This is a genomic window from Pseudomonas sp. ZT5P21, assembly GCF_054897785.1.
In genome coordinates, this window is the sequence record NZ_CM142705.1 from 4,544,880 (window position 1) to 4,565,396 (window position 20,517).

20 protein-coding genes are annotated in these 20,517 nt (G+C 58.7%); 4 read left to right on the forward strand and 16 right to left on the reverse strand.

Features of this window, described 5'->3' with window-relative positions; translation table 11 throughout:
- Positions 1 to 25 precede the first annotated feature (25 nt).
- Positions 26 to 1,144, forward strand: a complete 1,119-nt coding sequence (locus ACYZT9_RS21130; RefSeq protein WP_462007255.1) for an LOG family protein — start codon at positions 26 to 28, stop codon at positions 1,142 to 1,144.
- 43 nt (positions 1,145 to 1,187) lie between these two features.
- Here ACYZT9_RS21130 and recX read toward each other — a convergent pair whose 3' ends face one another.
- From recX to ACYZT9_RS21145, 3 genes are all read right to left on the reverse strand, one after another.
- Positions 1,188 to 1,655 carry a recombination regulator RecX gene (gene recX, locus ACYZT9_RS21135; RefSeq protein ID WP_462007256.1) on the reverse strand — a complete coding sequence of 156 codons (468 nt, stop codon included), beginning with the start codon at positions 1,653 to 1,655 and terminating at the stop codon, positions 1,188 to 1,190.
- Positions 1,656 to 1,663: 8 nt separating this feature from the next.
- Entirely contained in the window at positions 1,664 to 2,716 is a 1,053-nt protein-coding gene (recA, locus tag ACYZT9_RS21140; RefSeq protein WP_282376924.1) for a recombinase RecA, read from the reverse strand.
- 83 nt (positions 2,717 to 2,799) lie between these two features.
- Positions 2,800 to 3,300 (reverse strand): CinA family protein, encoded by a 501-nt coding sequence (locus ACYZT9_RS21145; protein WP_462007257.1) that lies wholly within the window; start codon positions 3,298 to 3,300, stop codon positions 2,800 to 2,802.
- 231 nt (positions 3,301 to 3,531) lie between these two features.
- Here ACYZT9_RS21145 and mutS point away from each other — a divergent pair, with 231 nt between their 5' ends.
- The gene (mutS, locus tag ACYZT9_RS21150; protein ID WP_462007258.1) at positions 3,532 to 6,111 is read left to right on the forward strand and encodes a DNA mismatch repair protein MutS; all 2,580 of its coding nucleotides are present in this window, start codon (positions 3,532 to 3,534) and stop codon (positions 6,109 to 6,111) included.
- Positions 6,112 to 6,253: 142 nt separating this feature from the next.
- Entirely contained in the window at positions 6,254 to 6,577 is a 324-nt protein-coding gene (gene fdxA, locus ACYZT9_RS21155; protein ID WP_007908827.1) for a ferredoxin FdxA, read from the forward strand.
- A 474-nt stretch (positions 6,578 to 7,051) separates the two neighbouring features.
- On the opposite strand, the gene rpoS is transcribed toward fdxA, so the two are convergent.
- From rpoS to ACYZT9_RS21195, 8 genes are all read right to left on the reverse strand, one after another.
- Positions 7,052 to 8,059 (reverse strand): RNA polymerase sigma factor RpoS, encoded by a 1,008-nt coding sequence (rpoS, locus tag ACYZT9_RS21160; RefSeq protein ID WP_462007259.1) that lies wholly within the window; start codon positions 8,057 to 8,059, stop codon positions 7,052 to 7,054.
- Positions 8,060 to 8,164: 105 nt separating this feature from the next.
- Positions 8,165 to 9,022 (reverse strand): peptidoglycan DD-metalloendopeptidase family protein, encoded by an 858-nt coding sequence (locus tag ACYZT9_RS21165; RefSeq protein WP_462007260.1) that lies wholly within the window; start codon positions 9,020 to 9,022, stop codon positions 8,165 to 8,167.
- Positions 9,023 to 9,224: 202 nt separating this feature from the next.
- Entirely contained in the window at positions 9,225 to 9,860 is a 636-nt protein-coding gene (locus ACYZT9_RS21170; protein WP_174602683.1) for a protein-L-isoaspartate(D-aspartate) O-methyltransferase, read from the reverse strand.
- Between the two features lie 38 nt (positions 9,861 to 9,898).
- The gene (gene surE, locus ACYZT9_RS21175) at positions 9,899 to 10,648 is read right to left on the reverse strand and encodes a 5'/3'-nucleotidase SurE (RefSeq protein WP_462007261.1); all 750 of its coding nucleotides are present in this window, start codon (positions 10,646 to 10,648) and stop codon (positions 9,899 to 9,901) included.
- Positions 10,636 to 11,694 (reverse strand): tRNA pseudouridine(13) synthase TruD, encoded by a 1,059-nt coding sequence (gene truD / locus ACYZT9_RS21180; protein WP_462007262.1) that lies wholly within the window; start codon positions 11,692 to 11,694, stop codon positions 10,636 to 10,638. Before truD ends, surE begins: the two co-directional genes overlap by 13 nt.
- Positions 11,691 to 12,164, reverse strand: a complete 474-nt coding sequence (ispF, locus tag ACYZT9_RS21185) for a 2-C-methyl-D-erythritol 2,4-cyclodiphosphate synthase (protein WP_008029005.1) — start codon at positions 12,162 to 12,164, stop codon at positions 11,691 to 11,693. Before ispF ends, truD begins: the two co-directional genes overlap by 4 nt.
- A 43-nt stretch (positions 12,165 to 12,207) precedes the next feature.
- Positions 12,208 to 13,053, reverse strand: coding sequence for an S-formylglutathione hydrolase (gene fghA / locus ACYZT9_RS21190; protein ID WP_462007263.1), 846 nt, complete (start codon positions 13,051 to 13,053; stop codon positions 12,208 to 12,210).
- A gap of 8 nt (positions 13,054 to 13,061) precedes the next feature.
- Complete coding sequence (locus ACYZT9_RS21195; protein ID WP_462007264.1) at positions 13,062 to 14,174, reverse strand: S-(hydroxymethyl)glutathione dehydrogenase/class III alcohol dehydrogenase; 1,113 nt, start codon at positions 14,172 to 14,174, stop codon at positions 13,062 to 13,064.
- A gap of 107 nt (positions 14,175 to 14,281) precedes the next feature.
- Here ACYZT9_RS21195 and ACYZT9_RS21200 point away from each other — a divergent pair, with 107 nt between their 5' ends.
- Positions 14,282 to 15,178: a LysR family transcriptional regulator gene (locus ACYZT9_RS21200; RefSeq protein WP_462007265.1), complete on the forward strand. Its 897-nt coding sequence runs from the start codon at positions 14,282 to 14,284 to the stop codon at positions 15,176 to 15,178.
- 142 nt (positions 15,179 to 15,320) lie between these two features.
- Here the strand turns inward: ACYZT9_RS21200 and ispD are convergent, their stop codons facing one another.
- The 5 genes from ispD to ACYZT9_RS21225 all read right to left on the reverse strand — a co-directional run bounded on the left by ispD (position 15,321) and on the right by ACYZT9_RS21225 (position 20,396).
- Entirely contained in the window at positions 15,321 to 16,028 is a 708-nt protein-coding gene (ispD, locus tag ACYZT9_RS21205; protein WP_462007266.1) for a 2-C-methyl-D-erythritol 4-phosphate cytidylyltransferase, read from the reverse strand.
- Positions 16,025 to 16,303 (reverse strand): cell division protein FtsB, encoded by a 279-nt coding sequence (gene ftsB / locus ACYZT9_RS21210; protein WP_462007267.1) that lies wholly within the window; start codon positions 16,301 to 16,303, stop codon positions 16,025 to 16,027. The genes ispD and ftsB overlap by 4 nt, the downstream gene beginning before the upstream one ends.
- A gap of 171 nt (positions 16,304 to 16,474) precedes the next feature.
- Positions 16,475 to 17,764 (reverse strand): phosphopyruvate hydratase, encoded by a 1,290-nt coding sequence (gene eno, locus ACYZT9_RS21215; RefSeq protein WP_462007268.1) that lies wholly within the window; start codon positions 17,762 to 17,764, stop codon positions 16,475 to 16,477.
- 149 nt (positions 17,765 to 17,913) lie between these two features.
- Positions 17,914 to 18,759 (reverse strand): 3-deoxy-8-phosphooctulonate synthase, encoded by an 846-nt coding sequence (kdsA, locus tag ACYZT9_RS21220; protein WP_462007269.1) that lies wholly within the window; start codon positions 18,757 to 18,759, stop codon positions 17,914 to 17,916.
- Between the two features lie 5 nt (positions 18,760 to 18,764).
- Positions 18,765 to 20,396, reverse strand: a complete 1,632-nt coding sequence (locus ACYZT9_RS21225) for a CTP synthase (RefSeq protein WP_462007270.1) — start codon at positions 20,394 to 20,396, stop codon at positions 18,765 to 18,767.
- Positions 20,397 to 20,517 lie beyond the last annotated feature (121 nt).

Sequence of the window (20,517 nt, forward strand, 5' to 3'; positions counted from 1 at the left end):
AGAGCCTGTATGGAAGGAGAAGTTGATGCCTTACCAACCGAATGACCTCCTGAGCCGCCATTTTGCAGAAAGCGGCCACGACCTCATGAGCAAGGTCGAAGAACAGCTCAATCTGGTTTCACCCAACAGCCCAAACATCCCGATCTACCGCGACATGATCCTGACCGTGCTGCGCATGGCCCAGGAAGATCACAATCGCTGGAATGCCAAAATCACCCTGCAAGCCTTGCGCGAACTTGAACAGGCGTTCCGTGTGCTCGAACAGTTCCGGGGACGGCGTAAAGTCACGGTGTTCGGCTCGGCCCGCACGCCAATAGAACACCCGCTGTATGGCCTCGCCCGAGAACTCGGCGCCGCACTGGCCCGCTCGGACCTGATGGTGATCACCGGCGCCGGCGGAGGCATCATGGCGGCCGCCCACGAAGGTGCCGGCCTTGAACACAGCCTGGGATTCAACATCACCCTGCCCTTCGAGCAACATGCCAATCCCACCGTCAACGGCACCACCAACTTGTTGCCGTTCCACTTCTTTTTTACCCGCAAGCTGTTCTTCGTCAAGGAAGCCGATGCGCTGGTCTTGTGCCCTGGCGGTTTCGGTACGCTGGACGAGGCGCTGGAAGTGCTGACGCTGATCCAGACCGGTAAAAGCCCGCTGGTGCCAGTGGTGCTGCTGGACGCTCCGGGCGGCAAGTTCTGGCAAGGTGCACTGGACTTCATCCGCAATCAACTGGAGGAGAATCGCTATATCCTGCCCACCGACCTGAAACTGGTGAGCCTGGTCTATAGCGCCGAAGAGGCGGTGGAGCAGATCACTCAGTTCTACAGCAACTTCCACTCCAGCCGCTGGCTCAAGCATCAGTTCGTGATCCGCATGAATCACAAGCTCAGTGACGAGGCGCTGGAGCACATGCAACACGCGTTCGCCGACCTTTGCCTGAGCGATCACTTCCATCAGCATGCCTACAGCGGCGAGGAGCACGACGAGCCGCAGTTCAGCCACCTTGCACGTCTGGCCTTCACCTTTAACGCCCGTGACCATGGACGCCTGCGGGAACTGGTGGACTACATCAACCTGCCGGAAAACTGGGCGCAGCCCAAACCTCAGGCGCAACAACGCACGCGGGAACCCTCGAAGGTTACGTAAGGCAAAAAAAACGGCCCGCTATCAAAATAGCGAGCCGTTTCAGTCAATCGTCCATCCCTCGGCCGCTGAACAAGCGGCTGATCATTTCCATGGGATAACCCCGATAACTCAGGAACCGTCCTTGCTTGGCGCGCTCCCGGACGTCTATCGGTAAATGGCCGGAGAACTTGCGCCGCCAGGTGTCTTCCAGTTGTTCCTGCCAGTTGATACCGCTCTCGCGTAACGCGAGCTCGATGTCGCTGCGTTGCAGGCCACGCTGGCTCAACTCTTCGCGGATACGCATAGGGCCATAGCCGGAACGGGCACGATAAGAAACGAAGCTTTCGAGGTAACGGGATTCGGACAACAGACCCTCTTCCGTCAAACGGTCGAGTGCTGTGTCGATCATTTCAGGGAGGGCGCCACGCTGACGCAGTTTACGCGTCAGCTCGACTCGACCGTGCTCGCGTCGCGCGAGCAGGTCCATTGCGGTTCGCCGCACCGCGACGAGTGTATCGAGTACGGCGGTCATCGGATCAATCAGATATCAGCGTCAGCCAGGTCATCAGCCGTCTCTTTGACTGGCGATGCTTTGACGTCCGGCGCCGGAGTCAGCAGTTTGTCGCGCAGCTGCTTCTCAAGTTTCGTGGCGATTTCCGGGTTGTCCGCCAGGAACTTGGCCGAGTTGGCCTTGCCCTGACCGATCTTGGTGCCTTCGTAGGCGTACCAGGCACCGGACTTCTCGACGAAACCGTGCAGAACACCCAGGTCGATCATCTCACCATTGAGGTAGATGCCCTTGCCGTACAGAATCTGAAACTCGGCCTGACGGAACGGCGAAGCGACCTTGTTCTTCACAACCTTGACGCGGGTTTCGCTACCGACGACTTCATCGCCTTCTTTCACCGCGCCAGTACGGCGGATGTCCAGACGAACCGAAGCATAGAACTTCAGCGCGTTACCACCAGTGGTGGTTTCCGGGCTGCCGAACATCACGCCGATTTTCATACGGATCTGGTTGATGAAGATCACCAGGCAGTTGGCGTTCTTGATGTTACCGGTGATTTTACGCAGCGCCTGGGACATCAGACGGGCTTGCAGGCCCACGTGCATGTCACCCATTTCACCTTCGATTTCAGCCTTCGGCACCAGCGCCGCCACGGAGTCGACGATGATCACGTCAACCGCGTTGGAACGCACCAGCATGTCGGTGATTTCCAGGGCCTGCTCGCCGGTGTCCGGCTGCGAAACCAGCAGGTCGTCGACGTTGACGCCGAGTTTGCCGGCGTATTCAGGATCGAGGGCGTGTTCGGCGTCGACGAATGCGCAGGTCGCGCCGGCTTTTTGAGCCTGGGCGATCACCGACAGTGTCAGCGTGGTTTTACCGGAGGATTCAGGACCGTAGATTTCAACGATACGACCTTTTGGCAGACCACCAATGCCGAGCGCGATGTCCAGACCCAGAGAGCCCGTAGAGATAGCCGGGATCGCCTGACGGTCCTGATCGCCCATACGCATTACGGCACCCTTGCCGAATTGACGTTCGATCTGACCCAGGGCCGCAGCCAAGGCTTTCTTCTTGTTGTCGTCCATTAAAGTCCTCACGTAATCAATAAGGCCTGACGGCCAACACCTGTATAAGTAGCCAGTATTATTCCACAGCGATTCAGGATCGCCTACCCCTGATTTGAGATTTCTCCGCTGGCATGGCGCAGCAGCCCCTCTAGCGCGGCCCTCACCGTTTGTCGGCGGACCTCGTCGCGGTTTCCGGGGAAGTGCTGCACCTCGCTGAAGACCCGCTCCCCCACACCCCAGGCCAGCCAGACCGTGCCCACCGGCTTGCTCGGCGAACCACCATCCGGCCCGGCCACGCCGCTGACCGCCACGGCAAAATGCGCCCGACTTTTTTCCTGCGCGCCTCGCACCATGGCCTCGACCACCTCGCGACTGACCGCCCCGACCGTTGCAAACAACTCGACCGGAACATTCAATTGCTCAGTTTTCTGACGGTTTGAGTACGTGACATAACCGGCCTCGAACCACGCCGAACTCCCTGGAATGCGCGTGATAGCCTCGGAAATCCCGCCGCCGGTACAGGACTCTGCTGCGGCGACGTGAGCATTGAGAACCTGCAAGCGCCGGCCAAGTTCGGCGGCCAGTTGGGTGATTTCTTTCACGGTCATCTCCTGAGCGGGCGGAATGGGAACTACCGTACACGAGCGGATCGGGCATGCAAGTTACAGGATCGATCAAAATGTTAGCGAGCGAGGCAGGTACCTTTCAGGTCGCGTGGCTTTCATGCCTGCGTCGGTTGGACCGCCCATGTTAACCTTGCGCCCATCGCGGAAAAGCCGGGCCGATGTCCCTCCTTTGCCCTACACCTTTCAACGAATTTGCCTGATTATCCGATGAATAAACCTGTCTCCGATTTGTCCTCTCACACGCCAATGATGCAGCAGTATTGGCGCCTGAAGAACCAGCACCCCGACCAGTTGATGTTCTACCGCATGGGCGACTTCTACGAGATCTTCTATGAAGACGCGAAGAAGGCCGCCAAGTTGCTGGACATCACCCTGACTGCCCGTGGGCAGTCGGCCGGTCAGGCGATTCCGATGTGCGGGATTCCTTACCACGCCGCGGAAGGTTACCTGGCGAAACTGGTCAAGCTCGGCGAGTCAGTGGTGATTTGTGAGCAGGTCGGCGACCCGGCGACCAGCAAAGGGCCGGTGGATCGGCAGGTGGTGCGGATCATCACGCCGGGCACAGTCAGTGATGAAGCCTTGCTCGATGAGCGTCGGGATAACCTGATCGCGGCCGTGCTGGGCGACGAACGTCTGTTCGGCCTTGCTGTGCTGGACATCACCAGCGGCAACTTCACGGTGCTGGAGATCAAGGGCTGGGAAAACCTCCTGGCGGAACTGGAGCGGGTCAACCCGGTGGAGCTGATGATCCCGGATGACTGGCCAAAGGATTTGCCGGCAGAGAAGCGCCGTGGGGTTCGTCGCCGTGCGCCGTGGGATTTCGAGCGCGACTCGGCGCTGAAAAGTCTCTGCCAACAATTCTCGACCCAGGACCTGAAAGGTTTTGGTTGCGAGAACCTGACCCTGGCCATCGGCGCTGCCGGTTGCCTGCTCAGCTACGCCAAGGAAACCCAGCGCACCGCCCTGCCGCACTTGCGCAGCCTGCGGCATGAACGTCTGGACGATACAGTGGTGCTGGATGGCGCAAGTCGTCGCAACCTGGAGCTGGACACCAACCTGGCCGGTGGTCGCGACAACACCCTGCAATCGGTGGTCGATCGTTGCCAGACCGCGATGGGCAGCCGCTTGCTGACCCGCTGGCTGAACCGCCCGCTGCGCGATCTGACTGTTTTGCTGGCGCGCCAGACCTCGATCACGTGCCTGCTCGACGGCTACCGTTTCGAAAAGCTGCAACCGCAGCTCAAGGAAATCGGTGACATCGAGCGGATTCTCGCGCGAATCGGCCTGCGCAATGCCCGTCCTCGGGACCTGGCGCGCTTGCGTGATGCCCTCGGAGCACTGCCTGAATTGCAAGTGGCGATGACGGAGTTGGAAGCGCCGCACATCATTCAACTGGCGAAGACCACCAGCACTTACCCGGAACTGGCGGCACTGCTGGAAAAAGCCATCATCGACAACCCGCCTGCGGTGATCCGCGATGGCGGCGTGTTGAAAACCGGTTACGACAGCGAACTCGACGATCTGCAATCGCTCAGCGAAAACGCCGGGCAGTTCCTGATCGATCTGGAAGCTCGCGAAAAAGCCCGCACCGGCTTGTCGCACCTGAAAGTCGGCTACAACCGCATTCACGGTTACTTCATCGAACTGCCGAGCAAGCAAGCCGAATCGGCGCCGGCCGATTACATCCGCCGTCAGACCCTGAAAGGCGCCGAGCGTTTTATCACGCCGGAGCTGAAGGCGTTCGAAGACAAGGCCCTGTCAGCGAAGAGCCGCGCCCTCGCCCGCGAGAAGATGTTGTACGAAGCGCTACTTGAAGATTTGATCGCCCAGTTGCCCCCGCTGCAAGACACCGCAGCAGCCCTGGCCGAACTGGACGTGCTGAGCAACCTCGCCGAACGCGCATTGAATCTCGATTTGAACTGCCCGCGCTTCGTTGACGAGCCATGCATGCGCATCAGCCAGGGTCGTCACCCGGTGGTCGAGCAAGTGCTGACCACGCCGTTCGTGGCCAACGACCTGAGCCTCGACGACAATACGCGCATGCTGGTGATCACCGGTCCGAACATGGGCGGTAAATCCACCTACATGCGTCAGACCGCGTTGATCGTGTTGCTGGCGCACATCGGCAGTTTCGTGCCGGCGGCCAGTTGCGAGTTGTCGCTGGTGGACCGGATTTTCACCCGCATCGGTTCAAGCGATGACTTGGCCGGTGGACGCTCGACCTTCATGGTCGAAATGAGCGAAACCGCGAACATTCTGCACAACGCCACCGAACGCAGCCTGGTGCTGATGGACGAAGTCGGTCGCGGCACCAGCACCTTTGACGGACTGTCCCTGGCCTGGGCTGCCGCCGAGCGCCTGGCGCATTTGCGGGCTTACACGCTGTTCGCCACCCACTACTTTGAACTGACAGTGTTGCCGGAAGCCCAGCCGCTGGTGGCCAACGTGCACCTCAATGCCACCGAGCACAACGAGCGCATCGTGTTCCTGCACCACGTGCTGCCCGGGCCTGCCAGCCAGAGCTATGGCCTGGCCGTTGCGCAGCTGGCCGGTGTGCCGAGCGAAGTGATCGTGCGCGCTCGCGAGCACCTGGGTCGACTGGAAGCCACCGCGCTGCCTCACGAAACCCCGAAACCAGCCAAGGGCAAACCGGCGACGCCACAGCAAAGCGACATGTTCGCCAGCCTGCCGCATCCAGTGCTCGATGAATTGGCCAAACTTGATCTGGATGACCTGACGCCGCGTCGCGCGCTGGAAATGCTCTATACACTAAAGACACGGATCTAACGCACTTGACCGCAAGCTGTTAGAATCTCGCGCGGTTTGGGATGCTGCAGGCTAATAGCCTGGCCTGCAGACTATCGCTCCCAAACCTGGCGACCCCAACGTGAAGGGGCTCCGCTGCCGCCGCCTGAGGAGAAAATTAGAAATGACCTTCGTCGTCACCGACAACTGCATCAAGTGCAAGTACACCGACTGCGTAGAAGTCTGTCCGGTGGACTGCTTTTACGAAGGCCCGAACTTCCTGGTGATTCACCCGGATGAGTGCATCGACTGCGCACTGTGCGAACCAGAATGCCCTGCCGTGGCCATCTTCTCCGAAGATGAAGTCCCGGAAGAGATGCAGGAATTCATTCAGCTGAACGTTGAGTTGGCCGAAATCTGGCCCAACATCACCGAGAAGAAAGAATCGCTGCCCGATGCCGAAGAGTGGGATGGCGTCAAAGGCAAGATCAAAGACCTCGAACGCTGATTTCCCCCGCGTTCCCGAAAAGGCCCCTTGCGGGCCTTTTCGCTTTTCTGCAGGCAAAAAAAGGGGCGGTTTGACCCGCCCACATTTTTCCCTATTCCCTATGTTCCTTTTCATCGTCCTGATGAATCGCATCCTGCAATGTCCTTTCCCCTCATCCGTGAAGGGCGTGTCTGTCCGTCGACACACCCCTGATACTAGAGAGTTCCGGGGCAAGCGCAATCGACCTCAAGGACAAAAACACACTGTCATACGCTGCTACTTTTATAAAATATCAATAATATTCAACAAGATAGAACTTGACCGAAGCGACAATGGACGTCTGCCAGCGTGTAAAAATAGCGAACACTTACGAGAGAGTAAGCAAAGACTTACAACGCAAGACTACAAACCTGAGGTGATGTAGGACGCCTTTTCTCAGAATACAAAAAGCCCCGAACCAGTCGGGGCTTTCTGCTTGCTGCTCACGCGATTTGCTTATTGAAACAGTGACTCGCTAGACAGACCATTCTTCTCCAGAATCTCCCGTAGACGCTTCAGGCCTTCAACTTGAATCTGTCTGACACGTTCGCGAGTCAGGCCTATTTCCAGGCCTACATCTTCCAGCGTGCTGCTCTCATGACCGCGTAGACCGAAGCGACGTATCACCACCTCACGCTGCTTGTCGGTCAATTCCGAGAGCCATTGATCGATGCTCTGAGACAGGTCGTCATCCTGCAGCAGTTCGCACGGATCGGTTGGACGGTCATCGGTAAGGGTGTCCAGCAGGGTTTTATCCGAATCCGGACCCAGTGAGACGTCGACCGAAGATACTCGCTCGTTCAGGCCGAGCATGCGCTTGACCTCTCCCACCGGTTTTTCCAGCAGGTTGGCGATTTCTTCGGGTGAGGGTTCGTGATCGAGTTTTTGCGTCAGCTCCCGTGCGGCCCGCAGGTACACGTTGAGCTCTTTGACCACATGGATCGGCAACCGGATGGTCCGGGTCTGATTCATGATCGCGCGCTCGATGGTCTGACGAATCCACCAGGTTGCGTAGGTCGAAAAACGGAAGCCACGTTCGGGGTCGAACTTCTCTACCGCCCGAATCAGCCCGAGGTTGCCCTCTTCGATCAGGTCCAGCAGCGACAAGCCACGATTGACGTATCGACGGGCGATTTTCACCACCAGCCGCAGGTTACTTTCAATCATGCGTTTGCGACCGGCCGGATCGCCACTTTGCGACAAGCGTGCAAAGTGAACTTCTTCTTCGGGCGACAGCAGAGGGGAAAAGCCGATCTCATTGAGGTACAGCTGCGTGGCATCGAGTGCACGCGTGTAGTCAATGTACTTGTGTTGCTTTAACGAAGCGGAGTGTTTGGATTTGGCACGAACGGAAGGTGGAGCATCCCCTTCATCATTCGACATCGAATCCGTACCGATGCCGGTCTCCATCAGGAGAACCTCATCGTCGATGTCAAACTCCGGCACTTCTTTACTGAGAGCCATTGTTATAGTCCTTTGGTGAGTTCGACCTCAAGCTCAAGCGGCGCCTCTATCCTTGGCAACGCTGGAGCCTGTTCCCTCTACGTGACGGAACAGGCTGGTAACAAATCAACGACGTGGCAGGAACTGCAGCGGATCTACAGGTTTACCTTGTCGGCGAATCTCAAAATGCAGTTTCACCCGGTCTGTACCCGTTGACCCCATTTCGGCAATTGTCTGTCCGACCTTGACCTGCTGCCCCTCCCGAACCAACAGCCTGCGGTTATGTCCGTAGGCACTGACGTAGGTATCGCTGTGTTTGATGATGACCAATTCGCCGTAGCCCCTTAAGCCACTCCCGGCGTATACCACCGTCCCATCAGACGCAGCTAAAACAGGCTGTCCCAAATCTCCGGCGATATCAATTCCTTTATTCAAACTACCGTTTGAAGAGAATTTTCCAATCAAGATGCCATTAGAAGGCCATCCCCAGCCGGTCGGGGCCGGGCCTGCCGGAGGCATCGGAGCAGGTGTTGGCTTGTTGGCGACGGACGGTGCAACCACCGTTGTTGTGGTAGTCGCGCCATTTGGCTGGCGCCGGATTACGGTGGTTTTACTGGACGACGAAGGCGCCGAATCGGACGGGCTGACCACCGCTGTCGGCGTTGAACCGGTGCGACCGTCAAAGCGAATCGTCTGACCCGGATGTATCGTGTAAGGCGTAGGAATATTGTTGCGTGCCGCGAGGGCTTTGTAGTCCCAGCCGTAGCGAAAGGCGATCGAGAACAGCGTGTCTTTCGGTCGAACCACATACTGGCCCGTGGTCACTGCCGGACGCTGGGCGACGGCATTGTTGCGATCGAGGACGCGTACGTCGCTCGATTTGGTGCTGGAACAACCGACCAGCAAGGTGCTCAAGACAAGGCCAGTCACCAGGCGCTGAAAGCTCGTTATACCCATTCGCTGCGCAATGACTGTGTGACTCACCCGCCGCTCCCTTTGTGGTGGCTGAAATGTTTAATTGCCGTGCTCCCGGCATGAAATGTCGCCAGTATAACGGGCTGTGCAGGCTTTACCTTTAATGAAGCGAAGCACACGTTTGCTACCTGACGATCCATTCCGTTTAACTGATCGACGCCGCTGTAAGACAGGGGCAATCGAAGAGAATTCACCGCGCCGGAACAAATGCTCAGGCCAGTGGCCCGTTGAGCAATGGAACGAATCGCACCGCCCCAAGAACACGCCTGGAAAACCCGTGCTCCTCGCGGATGATCAGCATCAATTGTTGAACTTCACCCGACCCGACCGGTATCACCAGTCGCCCTCCGGGCGCCAACTGGTCAAGCAATGCCTGGGGCACATCGGTCGCCACCGCTGTCACGATAATGCCGTTGTACGGTGCCAGCGCCGGCCAGCCTTCCCAACCATCGCCCCAGCGGAAGACCACGTTGCGCAAGTTGAGGTCGACCAGACGTTCCTTGGCCCGGTCCTGCAAAACCTTGATGCGCTCGACGGAAAAAACCCGCTCGACCAGTTGCGAAAGGATCGCGGTCTGATAACCCGAGCCCGTGCCGATTTCCATCACCTTGTCCAGCGGCCCCGCTTCCAGCAGCAACTCGCTCATGCGGGCCACCATGTAAGGCTGGGAGATCGTCTGGTTGTTGCCGATCGGCAACGCCGTGTCTTCATAGGCACGGTGCGCCAGCGCCTCATCGACGAACAGGTGACGCGGTGTACGGCGGATCACTTCCAGCACCTTGGCGTTGGAAATGCCCTCCTCATACAACCGCTGAATCAGACGCTCGCGAGTGCGTTGCGAGGTCATCCCGATACCGCGATGCATCGGGTCTTGTTCACGAGCCATCAGCGCAGTCCCTCCAGCCAGCCATCGAGGCTTCGGAAGGCATCATTGAAGGTGCGATCCAGTTGCAGTGGCGTAATGGACACATAGCCTTGCATCACCGCATGGAAATCAGTGCCCGGGCCGCCGTCTTCGGCATCACCCGCCGCAGCGATCCAGTAACCGGACTTGCCACGCGGGTCGACCACTTTCATCGGTGCCGCCGCGCGGGCGCGATGACCGAGGCGAGTCAGCTGGATTCCGCGGATGTGGTCCAGCGGCAAATTGGGAATGTTCACGTTCAGTACCGTGCGCGGTGGCAGGTCAAGATCTGCGTGGGCTTCCACCAGTTTGCGCGCAAAGTAAGCGGCTGTGGGAAGGTTCTCGACCTGTCGTGAGACCAACGAAAAGGCAAACGAAGGACACTCCAGGAAACGCCCTTCAAGGGCCGCGGCGACGGTGCCGGAATACAACACATCGTCCCCCAGATTGGCGCCCAGGTTGATGCCGGAAACCACCATGTCAGGTTCGCGCTCCAGCAAGCCGTTGAGGCCCAGATGCACGCAATCGGTCGGTGTGCCATTAAGGCTGATAAAGCCGTTGGCCAATGTCTGCGGGTGCAACGGACGGTCGAGCGTCAGCGAACTGCTGGCGCCGCTTTTGTCCTGGTCCGGGGCGATAACCACGCATTCGGTGTAATCCGCCAGCGCAGCATAAAGCGCGGCGAGACCGGGTGCGGTTACCCCATCGTCGTTAGAAATCAGAATACGCATGGGCTGTCCGTCTGCCCCACCGGCACCAGATCGACGAGTTCACGCACCAATACGGTGGCGAAGCATCCGGCCGGCAGGACGAATTCCAGTTGCAGAATGTCAGGCTCGGGATAATGCCACGTCAACCCGGCAATGGGCAGTCGCAGGATGCGACGTTCGTGGTTCATGCCCGCGTTAATCAACCAGTCGCGCAGATCTGCTTCGCGCGCGGCGATTGCCTGCTCCAGTTCATGGACTGCGCCCGTCGCCGGCGAGTCACCATCGCCCCACTGCGGGCCGGTCGGGTGCAGGTCGAGAATCGCCAGTCGCGGGTCGCTGCACTCGGCTTCACCGGCCGGGAAAAAACTGCGGCTGTCGGTAAAGGCTAACAGATCGCCCACCTGCGCCTGCTGCCAGGTGCCATCGGCCACTCGCGCCGCCAACACCTGGTTAAACAGAAAACTGCGAGCGGTGGAGAGCAGACGCGAACGAACGTTGCGTTGATCCGGTAAAGCCTTGCGCGCTGCCCAGGCTCGGGCGTCGACCACATTGCCGCCATCAAACCCGAAGCGCTGGGCGCCGAAATAATTGGGAATACCTTGCTTGGAGATAAGTTGCAGGCGTTCTTCGATGGCCACTTTGTCGCCAGCGAATTGAGTCAGGCGCAAGGTGAAGCCATTCGCCGAATGGGCACCGCGTTGCAGCTTGCGTTTATGCCGACCGGTCTTGAGGATCTTCAACGTGTCGTTTTCCGCCGACGACAAGTCAGGATCAGCCTTGCCCGGCAGTTGCACGCTGAACCACTGGCGCGTCAGCGCCTGACGATCCTTGAGACCGGCGTAACTGACGGTGCGCAATGGCACGCCCGCCGCCTTGGCAATTCGCCGGGCCGCTTCTTCGGTATTCAGGCCGCGTTTTTCCACCCAGATCCACAAATGTTCGCCATCGCCACTGAGTGGGATGTCGAGCACTTCGTCGACCTGAAAGTCTTCCGCTATGGCTTTCAACACCGCTGTGCCGAGGGCTTCACCGTAGGCACGCGGGCCAAGCAGTTGCAGTTCGTTCATGCGCGCAGCAACAAGGCTACGGAGTGCACGGCGATGCCTTCTTCGCGACCGACAAAGCCAAGCTTTTCGGTAGTGGTAGCTTTCACGTTCACTTGATCCAACTCAACTTGAAGATCCGCGGCAATCAGTGCGCGCATCGATTCGATATGCGGGGCCATTTTCGGCGCCTGGGCGACGATGGTGTTATCGACATTGCCGACTTTCCAGCCTTTGGCGTGGACCAGTGCGACGACGTGCCGCAACAGCACGCGGCTGTCGGCGCCCTTGAATGTCGGGTCGGTGTCAGGGAAGTGCTTGCCGATATCACCCAGCGCAGCGGCGCCAAGCAAGGCATCGCTCAAGGCGTGCAGCAGGACGTCACCGTCGGAGTGAGCGAGCAGCCCGAAGCCGTGTGCAATGCGCACGCCGCCCAGAGTAATGAAATCGCCTTCAGCGAAACGGTGCACATCATAGCCGTGGCCAATACGCATAAAAAAACGCCCCGATTTTTGTCAGGGCGTGATTCTACCTGCATTACACGCCCAGAGCGCGCCCGTGATGCTGCAAGTGGTCGTCGATGAAACTGGCGATGAAGAAATAGCTGTGGTCGTAGCCGGGTTGCAGGCGCAACGTCAGCGGATGACCGGCCAGTTTGGCCGCCTGTTGCAGGGCTTCAGGCTTGAGTTGGGTGGCGAGGAAGTCGTCGCGATCACCTTGGTCGACCAGCAGCTGCAGCTTCTCGTCAGCCTCGGCAATCAATGCGCAGGCATCCCATTCGCGCCACTTCGAACGGTCTTCTCCCAGGTAACGGGAAAAGGCTTTGTGACCCCACGGGCAATCCATCGGATTGTTGATGGGCGAAAACGCCGACACCGACTGATAACGCCCCGGATTGCGCAAGGCGCAGATCAGAGCACCATGTCCGCCCATGGAGTGACCGCTGATGCCGCGCTTGTCCGACGCCGGGAAATGGGCTTCGACCAATGCCGGTAATTCCTGCACGACATAGTCATGCATCCGATAGTGCCGGGACCACGGTTCCTGCGTGGCATTCAGATAAAACCCGGCGCCGAGACCGAAGTCCCAAGCGCCATCCGGATCGCCCGGCACCTCTGGACCGCGCGGGCTGGTGTCTGGAGCAACGATGATCATCCCCAGCTCGGCGGCCATGCGCAGGGCACCGGCCTTTTGCATAAAGTTCTCGTCGGTGCAGGTCAGGCCCGACAACCAGTACAGCACCGGCAGTTTGCCGCCCTGCTCCGCTTGCGGCGGCAGGTACACGGCGAACACCATGTCGCAGCCCAGTACATCGGAGCGGTGCCGGTAGCGTTTGTGCCAGCCACCGAAGCTTTTCTGGCAGGAGATATTTTCCAGGCTCATGGCGGACCTCAGAAATGGATGACGGAACGGATGCTTTTTCCTTCATGCATCAGGTCGAAAGCCTTGTTGATATCTTCCAGGCCCATGGTGTGGGTGATGAACGTGTCTAACGGGATTTCGCCGGTTTCGGCCATTTCCACATAGCTTGGCAATTCGGTGCGACCACGCACACCGCCGAACGCCGAACCGCGCCAGACGCGACCGGTGACCAGCTGGAATGGACGGGTAGCGATTTCCTGACCGGCACCTGCCACGCCGATGATCACCGACTCGCCCCAACCCTTGTGGCAGCATTCGAGTGCGGCGCGCATCAATTGGACATTGCCGATGCATTCGAAGGAAAAGTCGACGCCGCCATCGGTCATGTCAACGATGACTTCCTGAATCGGACGGTCGAAGTCTTTCGGGTTCACGCAGTCGGTTGCACCCAACTGCTTGGCAATCTCGAATTTGGCCGGGTTGATGTCGATGGCGATGATCCGTGCAGCCTTGGCTTTAACGGCACCGATGACCGCCGACAGACCGATGCCGCCGAGACCGAAAATAGCCACGGTGTCGCCGGGTTTTACCTTGGCCGTATTGAGCACCGCGCCGATGCCGGTGGTGACACCGCAGCCCAGCAGGCAGACTTTTTCCAGTGGGGCTTCTTTCGGAATCCTGGCCACGGAGATTTCCGGTAGCACGGTGTACTCGGAGAATGTCGAGGTACCCATGTAGTGGAAAATCGGTTGGCCCTTGTAGGAAAAACGGGTAGTGCCATCCGGCATCAGGCCTTTGCCCTGAGTCGCACGAATCGCCTGACACAGGTTGGTCTTACCCGACAGGCAGAATTTGCACTGACGGCATTCCGGGGTGTACAGCGGGATCACATGATCGCCAACCGAAACCGAGGTCACGCCCTCACCGATTGCTTCAACCACCGCGCCACCTTCATGACCCAGAATCGACGGGAAGATGCCCTCCGGGTCAGCGCCCGACAGGGTGTACGCATCGGTATGGCAGACACCGGAGGCAACCACACGCAGCAAAACTTCACCGGCCTTGGGCATGGCGACATCGACTTCAACAATCTCGAGAGGTTTCTTGGCCTCGAAGGCAACGGCGGCGCGTGACTTGATCATGTGGATTCTCCAGTGAATAAAAGCAAGACAGGGAGTGTAATACAGCGCCTGACGATGAATAATCCGGACGAAAGCAAAACATTATTGCCATACAGGGATAATCCTTGATGTCCGAGAACCGCTGGGAAGGTATTGATGAGTTCGTCGCGGTGGCTGAGTTCAGCCAATTTACGGCAGCGGCTGAACGTCTCGGAGTTTCCTCCTCCCACATCAGTCGCCAAATAGTACGCCTCGAAGAGCGCCTCCAGACGCGACTACTCTACCGCAGCACTCGTCGCGTCACGCTGACCGAAGCCGGGCAAACCTTTCTGCAACACTGCCAACGCCTGCAAGATGGCCGCGAAGAAGCATTGCGTGCGGTCGGAGACCTGACCAGCGAGCCCAAAGGCATGTTGCGCATGACCTGCGCGGTGGCGTACGGAGAACGCTTTATCGTGCCGCTGGTGACGCGTTTCATGGGGCTCTATCCGCAACTTCGAATCGATATCGAGCTGAGCAATCGTCAACTCGACCTGGTGCATGAAGGTCTGGATCTGGCGATCCGCCTCGGTCGCCTACAGGACTCGCGACTGGTGGCAACGCGGCTGGCACCCCGGCGCATGTATTTGTGCGCGTCACCGTCCTACCTGGAACGGTATGGCCGCCCACATAGCTTGTCGGAACTGAGCCGCCACAATTGCCTCATCGGCAGCTCGGACCTGTGGCAACTGGAACAGAACGGGCGGGAATTTTCCCAGCGGGTGCAGGGAAACTGGCGCTGCAACAGTGGGCAAGCGGTGCTGGATGCGGCGCTACAAGGCGTCGGGCTGTGTCAGTTGCCGGATTACTATGTGCTGGAACACTTGAAAAGCGGTGAACTTGTTTCGTTGCTGGAAGCCCATCAGCCGCCGAACACCGCCGTGTGGGCGCTTTATCCACAGCAGCGACATCTGTCGCCCAAGGTGCGCAAGTTGGTGGATTATTTGAAGGAAGGATTGGCAGAGCGGCCGGAGTATCGGAATTAAGTCATGGGTTGCCTGCACGGCCGCCATCGCGAGCAAGCACGCTCCCACAAGGGTCGCTGGCGAACACTGAAAAACGGGGCAAACGCAAAACACTGTGGGAGCGAGCTTGCTCGCGATAGCGGCAGAACAGTCAACGGGTCATTCAGCGACGGTTAGCCCAACGCTGGCGCAGCCATTCGAGGTCTTCGGGGCGAGTGACTTTCAGGTTGTCCGCGCGCCCCTCAATCAGCCGCGGCGCCAACCCTGCCCACTCCATCGCCGACGCTTCATCGGTGATAACCGCATCGGCCACCAGGCTGTCGGCCAATGCCCGATGCAACGCGCCAAGGCGAAACATCTGCGGTGTGTAAGCTTGCCAGATCACACTGCGATCCACGGTTTCAACCACACGACCGTGCTTGTCGACCTGTTTCAGGGTATCGCGAGCCGGAACCGCCAACAGCCCACCGACCGGATCGTCAGCCAGTTCAACCAGCAACTTGTCCAGATCATCACGGCTCAGATTGGGTCGCGCAGCATCGTGGACCAACACCCAATCCTCATCGCCAGCACCCAGCGCATGCAAATGCAGCAAGGCATTGAGCACCGACCCGGAACGCTCGGCGCCGCCGTCAACGCGTTGAATACGCGAATCGCCAGCGCACGCCAGATTCGGCCAATAAGGATCATCCACAGCCAGACTGACCACCAACCCCTTCAGGGAAGGATGATCAAGGAAACAGCCGAGGCTGTGTTCGAGAATAGTGCGCCCGCCCAGTTGCAAGTATTGCTTGGGACGGTCTGCGGCCATACGGGCACCGACGCCCGCGGCAGGAATCACGGCCCAGAAGGCCGGTAATGAGGAATTCATTGAGCCAACTGGAACAGCGTTTCACCGTCCTTGACCATGCCCAACTCATGGCGAGCTCGTTCTTCAACGGTCTCCATGCCCTTTTTCAACTCACTGACTTCGGCGTCCATGACCCGATTGCGTTCCAGTAACCCTTCGTTCTCAGCGTGTTGATCCGCGATCTGCTGAGTCAGCTCGGCCACTTGCGCCAGACTGCCATTACCCACCCACAGGCGGTATTGCAGGCCAGCCAGCAGCAGGAGCAAGACGAGGAACAACCAATTGGGACTGCGCATCGAATATCAGGTATCCAGTGAAAAAAGACAGCCATGCCAAACTATGAAGCTTCTGATAGCACGAAGCCTGGAAGATCCAGGCTTGTGCTCTTAAGGCATCAGATTAGTGGCAAAAACGTCGCTGTCGCGATTTTTTCGACACAATCCGCTGACTTTTCTACCAACTACAACTTAACCGCGGAACTCGCTGCGACCGTTGTACTTGGCTTTGCCATTCAACTGCTCTTCGATACGCAGCAGTTGGTTGTACTTGGAAACGCGATCGGAACGGCACAGAGAACCTGTCTTGATCTGGCCAGCCGCGGTGCCCACCGCCAGGTCGGCAATGGTCGAATCTTCGGTTTCGCCGGAGCGGTGCGAGATCACGGCGGTGTAACCAGCGGCCTTGGCCATCTGGATGGCTTCCAGGGTTTCGGTCAGGGTTCCGATCTGGTTGAACTTGATCAGGATTGAGTTGGCGATCTTTTTATCGATACCTTCTTTCAGGATCTTGGTGTTGGTCACGAACAGGTCGTCGCCTACCAGCTGGGTTTTCTCGCCGATCTTGTCGGTGAGGATTTTCCAGCCAGCCCAGTCGGACTCGTCCAGGCCATCTTCGATGGAGATGATCGGGTAACGCTCGGTCAGACCTTTCAGGTAATCGGCGAAACCTTCAGCGGTGAACACCTGGCCTTCGCCGGACAGGTTGTACTTGCCGTCTTCGTAGAATTCGCTGGCCGCGCAGTCCAGAGCCAGGGTCACGTCGGTGCCCAGCTTGTAACCGGCGTTGGCCACGGCTTCGGAGATCACTTTCAAAGCGTCTTCGTTGGACGCCAGGTTCGGCGCGAAACCACCTTCATCACCCACAGCGGTGCTCAAGCCACGGGCTTTCAGAACGGCTTTGAGGTGATGGAAAATCTCGGTGCCCATGCGTAGACCTTCCGAGAAAGACTTGGCGCCAACCGGCTGAACCATGAATTCCTGGATATCGACGTTGTTATCGGCGTGCTCGCCACCGTTGATGATGTTCATCATCGGAACCGGCATCGAGTAAACACCCGGGGTGCCGTTCAGGTTGGCGATGTGAGCGTACAGCGGCAGGTCCTGGTCCTGTGCTGCTGCCTTGGCCGCGGCCAGGGAAACGGCGAGGATCGCGTTGGCGCCCAGGGAGCCTTTGTTGTCAGTGCCGTCCAGCTTGATCATCGCGTGATCCAGCGCTTTCTGGTCGCTTGGGTCTGTACCTTTCAACAGGTCGCGGATCGGACCGTTGATGTTGGCGACGGCTTTCAGAACGCCCTTGCCCAGATAACGGCTCTTGTCGCCATCACGCAGCTCGAGCGCTTCACGCGAGCCAGTGGAAGCACCGGACGGCGCGCAAGCGCTGCCGATGATGCCGTTATCGAGAAGCACGTCCGCTTCCACGGTGGGGTTGCCACGGGAGTCGAGAACTTCACGACCTTTGATGTCGACGATTTTTGCCATTGTTGTAAACACTCCAAAGTTGACGAAAACGCTCTTTACCGCTCGATTTATAACTTGTGCGTCACATTACCGCATAGGACCGGCATGCGGATGGCGCTCTGTCGGGCGCCATCGCGAGCAAGCTCGGCTCCTACAGGGAGAAATGAGGATTACGCGGTTTCTACCGTCGGAAAACTCTTCACCAGTTCGTCCAAAGCTTTGAGCTGGACCAGGAATGGCTCCAGTTTGTCCAGACGCAAGGCGCAAGGGCCGTCGCATTTGGCGTTGTCCGGGTCTGGGTGGGCTTCGAGGAACAGGCCGGCCAACGACTGGCTCATGCCAGCTTTCGCCAGGTCGAGGACCTGGGCACGACGGCCACCAGCGGAATCGGCGCGACCGCCAGGCATTTGCAACGCGTGAGTCACGTCGAAGAACACCGGGTATTCGAACTGCTTCATGATGCCGAAGCCGAGCATGTCGACCACCAGGTTGTTGTAGCCGAAGCTCGAACCGCGTTCGCAGAGGATCAACTGATCGTTACCCGCTTCCACGCACTTGCTCAGGATGTGTTTCATTTCCTGAGGCGCGAGGAACTGGGCCTTCTTGATGTTGATCACCGCACCGGTCTTGGCCATCGCGACCACGAGGTCGGTCTGGCGCGACAGGAAGGCCGGCAGCTGGATGATGTCGCAGACTTCAGCGACGACCGCGGCCTGATCAGGCTCGTGGACGTCGGTGATGATCGGCACGCCGAAGGCTTGCTTGATGTCCTGGAAAATCCGCATACCCTCTTCCAGGCCGGGGCCACGGTAAGAGGTCACAGAGGAACGGTTGGCCTTGTCGAAGCTGGCCTTGAACACGTAAGGGATACCGAGTTTCTCGGTCACCTTCACGTATTCTTCGCAGACCTGCATCGCCATGTCGCGGCTTTCCAGCACGTTCATGCCACCGAACAGCACCATTGGCTTGTCGTTGGCAATCTCGATATCGCCTACACGGATGATCTTCTGCGCCATAAGGTTCACGCCTTCTTCTGGTGTTGAGCCAAAGCTGCTTTGACGAAACCGCTGAACAACGGGTGACCGTCGCGTGGTGTCGAGGTGAACTCAGGGTGGAACTGGCAGGCGACGAACCATGGATGATCCGGGGCTTCGACCACTTCAACCAGCGCGCCATCACCGGAACGACCGGAGATTTTCAGGCCGGCCTCGATGATCTTTGGCAGCAGGTTGTTGTTCACTTCGTAGCGGTGACGGTGACGCTCGACGATCACGTCCTTGCCATAGCAGTCGTGAACCAGCGAACCCGGCTCCAGCAGGCAATCCTGCGCGCCGAGGCGCATGGTGCCGCCCAGATCGGACGTTTCGGTACGGGTTTCGACGGCGCCGGTGGCATCTTCCCACTCGGTGATCAGACCCACGACCGGGTGACCGCTTGCACGATCGAACTCGGTGGAGTTGGCGTCTTTCCAGCCCATGACGTTACGAGCGAACTCGATCACGGCCACTTGCATGCCCAGGCAGATGCCGAGGTACGGAACCTTGTTTTCGCGAGCGTATTGAACGGCGGTGATCTTGCCTTCCACGCCACGCAGACCGAAGCCGCCAGGTACGAGAATCGCGTCGACACCTTCGAGCAGCGCAGTGCCCTGGTTTTCGATGTCTTCGGAATCGATGTAGCGCAGGTTGACCTTGGTGCGGTTGCTGATGCCGGCGTGACTCATCGCTTCGATCAGCGACTTGTAGGCGTCCAGCAGTTCCATGTACTTGCCGACCATGGCGATGGTGACTTCGTGCTCAGGATTGAGCTTGGCGTCGACCACGGCTTCCCATTCGGACAGATCGGCACCGCCGCATTGCAGGCCGAAACGCTCGACCACAAAATCATCCAGGCCTTGCGAATGCAGAATGCCCGGGATCTTGTAGATGGTGTCGGCGTCTTCCAGCGCGATCACCGCACGTTCTTCAACGTTGGTGAACTGCGCGATCTTGCGGCGCGAGGAAATGTCGATCGGGTGATCGGAGCGGCACACCAGCACGTCAGGCTGCAGGCCGATGGAACGCAGTTCCTTGACCGAGTGCTGGGTTGGCTTGGTTTTGGTTTCGCCGGCCGTGGCGATGTACGGCACCAGCGTCAGGTGCATCAGCATCGCGCGCTTGGCGCCGACTTCGAAACGCAATTGACGGATCGCTTCGAGGAACGGTTGCGACTCGATGTCACCCACTGTGCCACCGATCTCGACCATGGCCACGTCGGCATCGCCGGCGCCCTTGATGATCCGGCGCTTGATTTCGTCGGTGATGTGCGGAATGACCTGGATGGTCGCGCCCAGGTAATCACCACGGCGCTCTTTGCGCAGGACGTGTTCGTAGACACGGCCGGTGGTGAAGTTGTTGTTCTGGGTCATGGTCGTGCGGATGAACCGCTCGTAGTGGCCCAGGTCCAGGTCGGTCTCGGCGCCGTCGTGGGTGACGAACACTTCACCGTGCTGGAACGGGCTCATGGTGCCCGGATCGACGTTGATGTACGGATCCAGCTTCAGCATGGTGACCTTAAGTCCCCGCGCCTCCAGGATGGCCGCCAATGAAGCCGATGCAATGCCTTTCCCCAATGAAGAAACAACACCGCCCGTGACGAATATGTAGCGCGTCATGAAAAACCCTAGAAGTCTGCGTTAAAGCGGTCCGAGCCGCCGGGGAAAGCGAAGGAAGGCCGAAGCCCCCGATCACCTGCATTAATCACAGTGCACCTTTCAAAAAAACCGCCGCGTTGGG

Coding starts and splice junctions, on each gene's coding strand:
- ACYZT9_RS21225 (WP_462007270.1), bottom strand. CDS start 20,396: ATGACGCGCTACATATTCGTCACGGGCGGTGTTGTTTCTTCATTGGGG.
- mutS (WP_462007258.1), top strand. CDS start 3,532: ATGAATAAACCTGTCTCCGATTTGTCCTCTCACACGCCAATGATGCAG.
- fdxA (WP_007908827.1), top strand. CDS start 6,254: ATGACCTTCGTCGTCACCGACAACTGCATCAAGTGCAAGTACACCGAC.
- eno (WP_462007268.1), bottom strand. CDS start 17,764: ATGGCAAAAATCGTCGACATCAAAGGTCGTGAAGTTCTCGACTCCCGT.
- fghA (WP_462007263.1), bottom strand. CDS start 13,053: ATGAGCCTGGAAAATATCTCCTGCCAGAAAAGCTTCGGTGGCTGGCAC.
- ACYZT9_RS21200 (WP_462007265.1), top strand. CDS start 14,282: ATGTCCGAGAACCGCTGGGAAGGTATTGATGAGTTCGTCGCGGTGGCT.
- rpoS (WP_462007259.1), bottom strand. CDS start 8,059: ATGGCTCTCAGTAAAGAAGTGCCGGAGTTTGACATCGACGATGAGGTT.
- ACYZT9_RS21130 (WP_462007255.1), top strand. CDS start 26: ATGCCTTACCAACCGAATGACCTCCTGAGCCGCCATTTTGCAGAAAGC.
- surE (WP_462007261.1), bottom strand. CDS start 10,648: ATGCGTATTCTGATTTCTAACGACGATGGGGTAACCGCACCCGGTCTC.
- ftsB (WP_462007267.1), bottom strand. CDS start 16,303: ATGCGCAGTCCCAATTGGTTGTTCCTCGTCTTGCTCCTGCTGCTGGCT.
- kdsA (WP_462007269.1), bottom strand. CDS start 18,759: ATGGCGCAGAAGATCATCCGTGTAGGCGATATCGAGATTGCCAACGAC.
- ispF (WP_008029005.1), bottom strand. CDS start 12,164: ATGCGTATTGGCCACGGCTATGATGTGCACCGTTTCGCTGAAGGCGAT.
- ispD (WP_462007266.1), bottom strand. CDS start 16,028: ATGAATTCCTCATTACCGGCCTTCTGGGCCGTGATTCCTGCCGCGGGC.
- recA (WP_282376924.1), bottom strand. CDS start 2,716: ATGGACGACAACAAGAAGAAAGCCTTGGCTGCGGCCCTGGGTCAGATC.
- recX (WP_462007256.1), bottom strand. CDS start 1,655: ATGACCGCCGTACTCGATACACTCGTCGCGGTGCGGCGAACCGCAATG.
- ACYZT9_RS21170 (WP_174602683.1), bottom strand. CDS start 9,860: ATGACCTCGCAACGCACTCGCGAGCGTCTGATTCAGCGGTTGTATGAG.
- ACYZT9_RS21195 (WP_462007264.1), bottom strand. CDS start 14,174: ATGATCAAGTCACGCGCCGCCGTTGCCTTCGAGGCCAAGAAACCTCTC.
- truD (WP_462007262.1), bottom strand. CDS start 11,694: ATGAACGAACTGCAACTGCTTGGCCCGCGTGCCTACGGTGAAGCCCTC.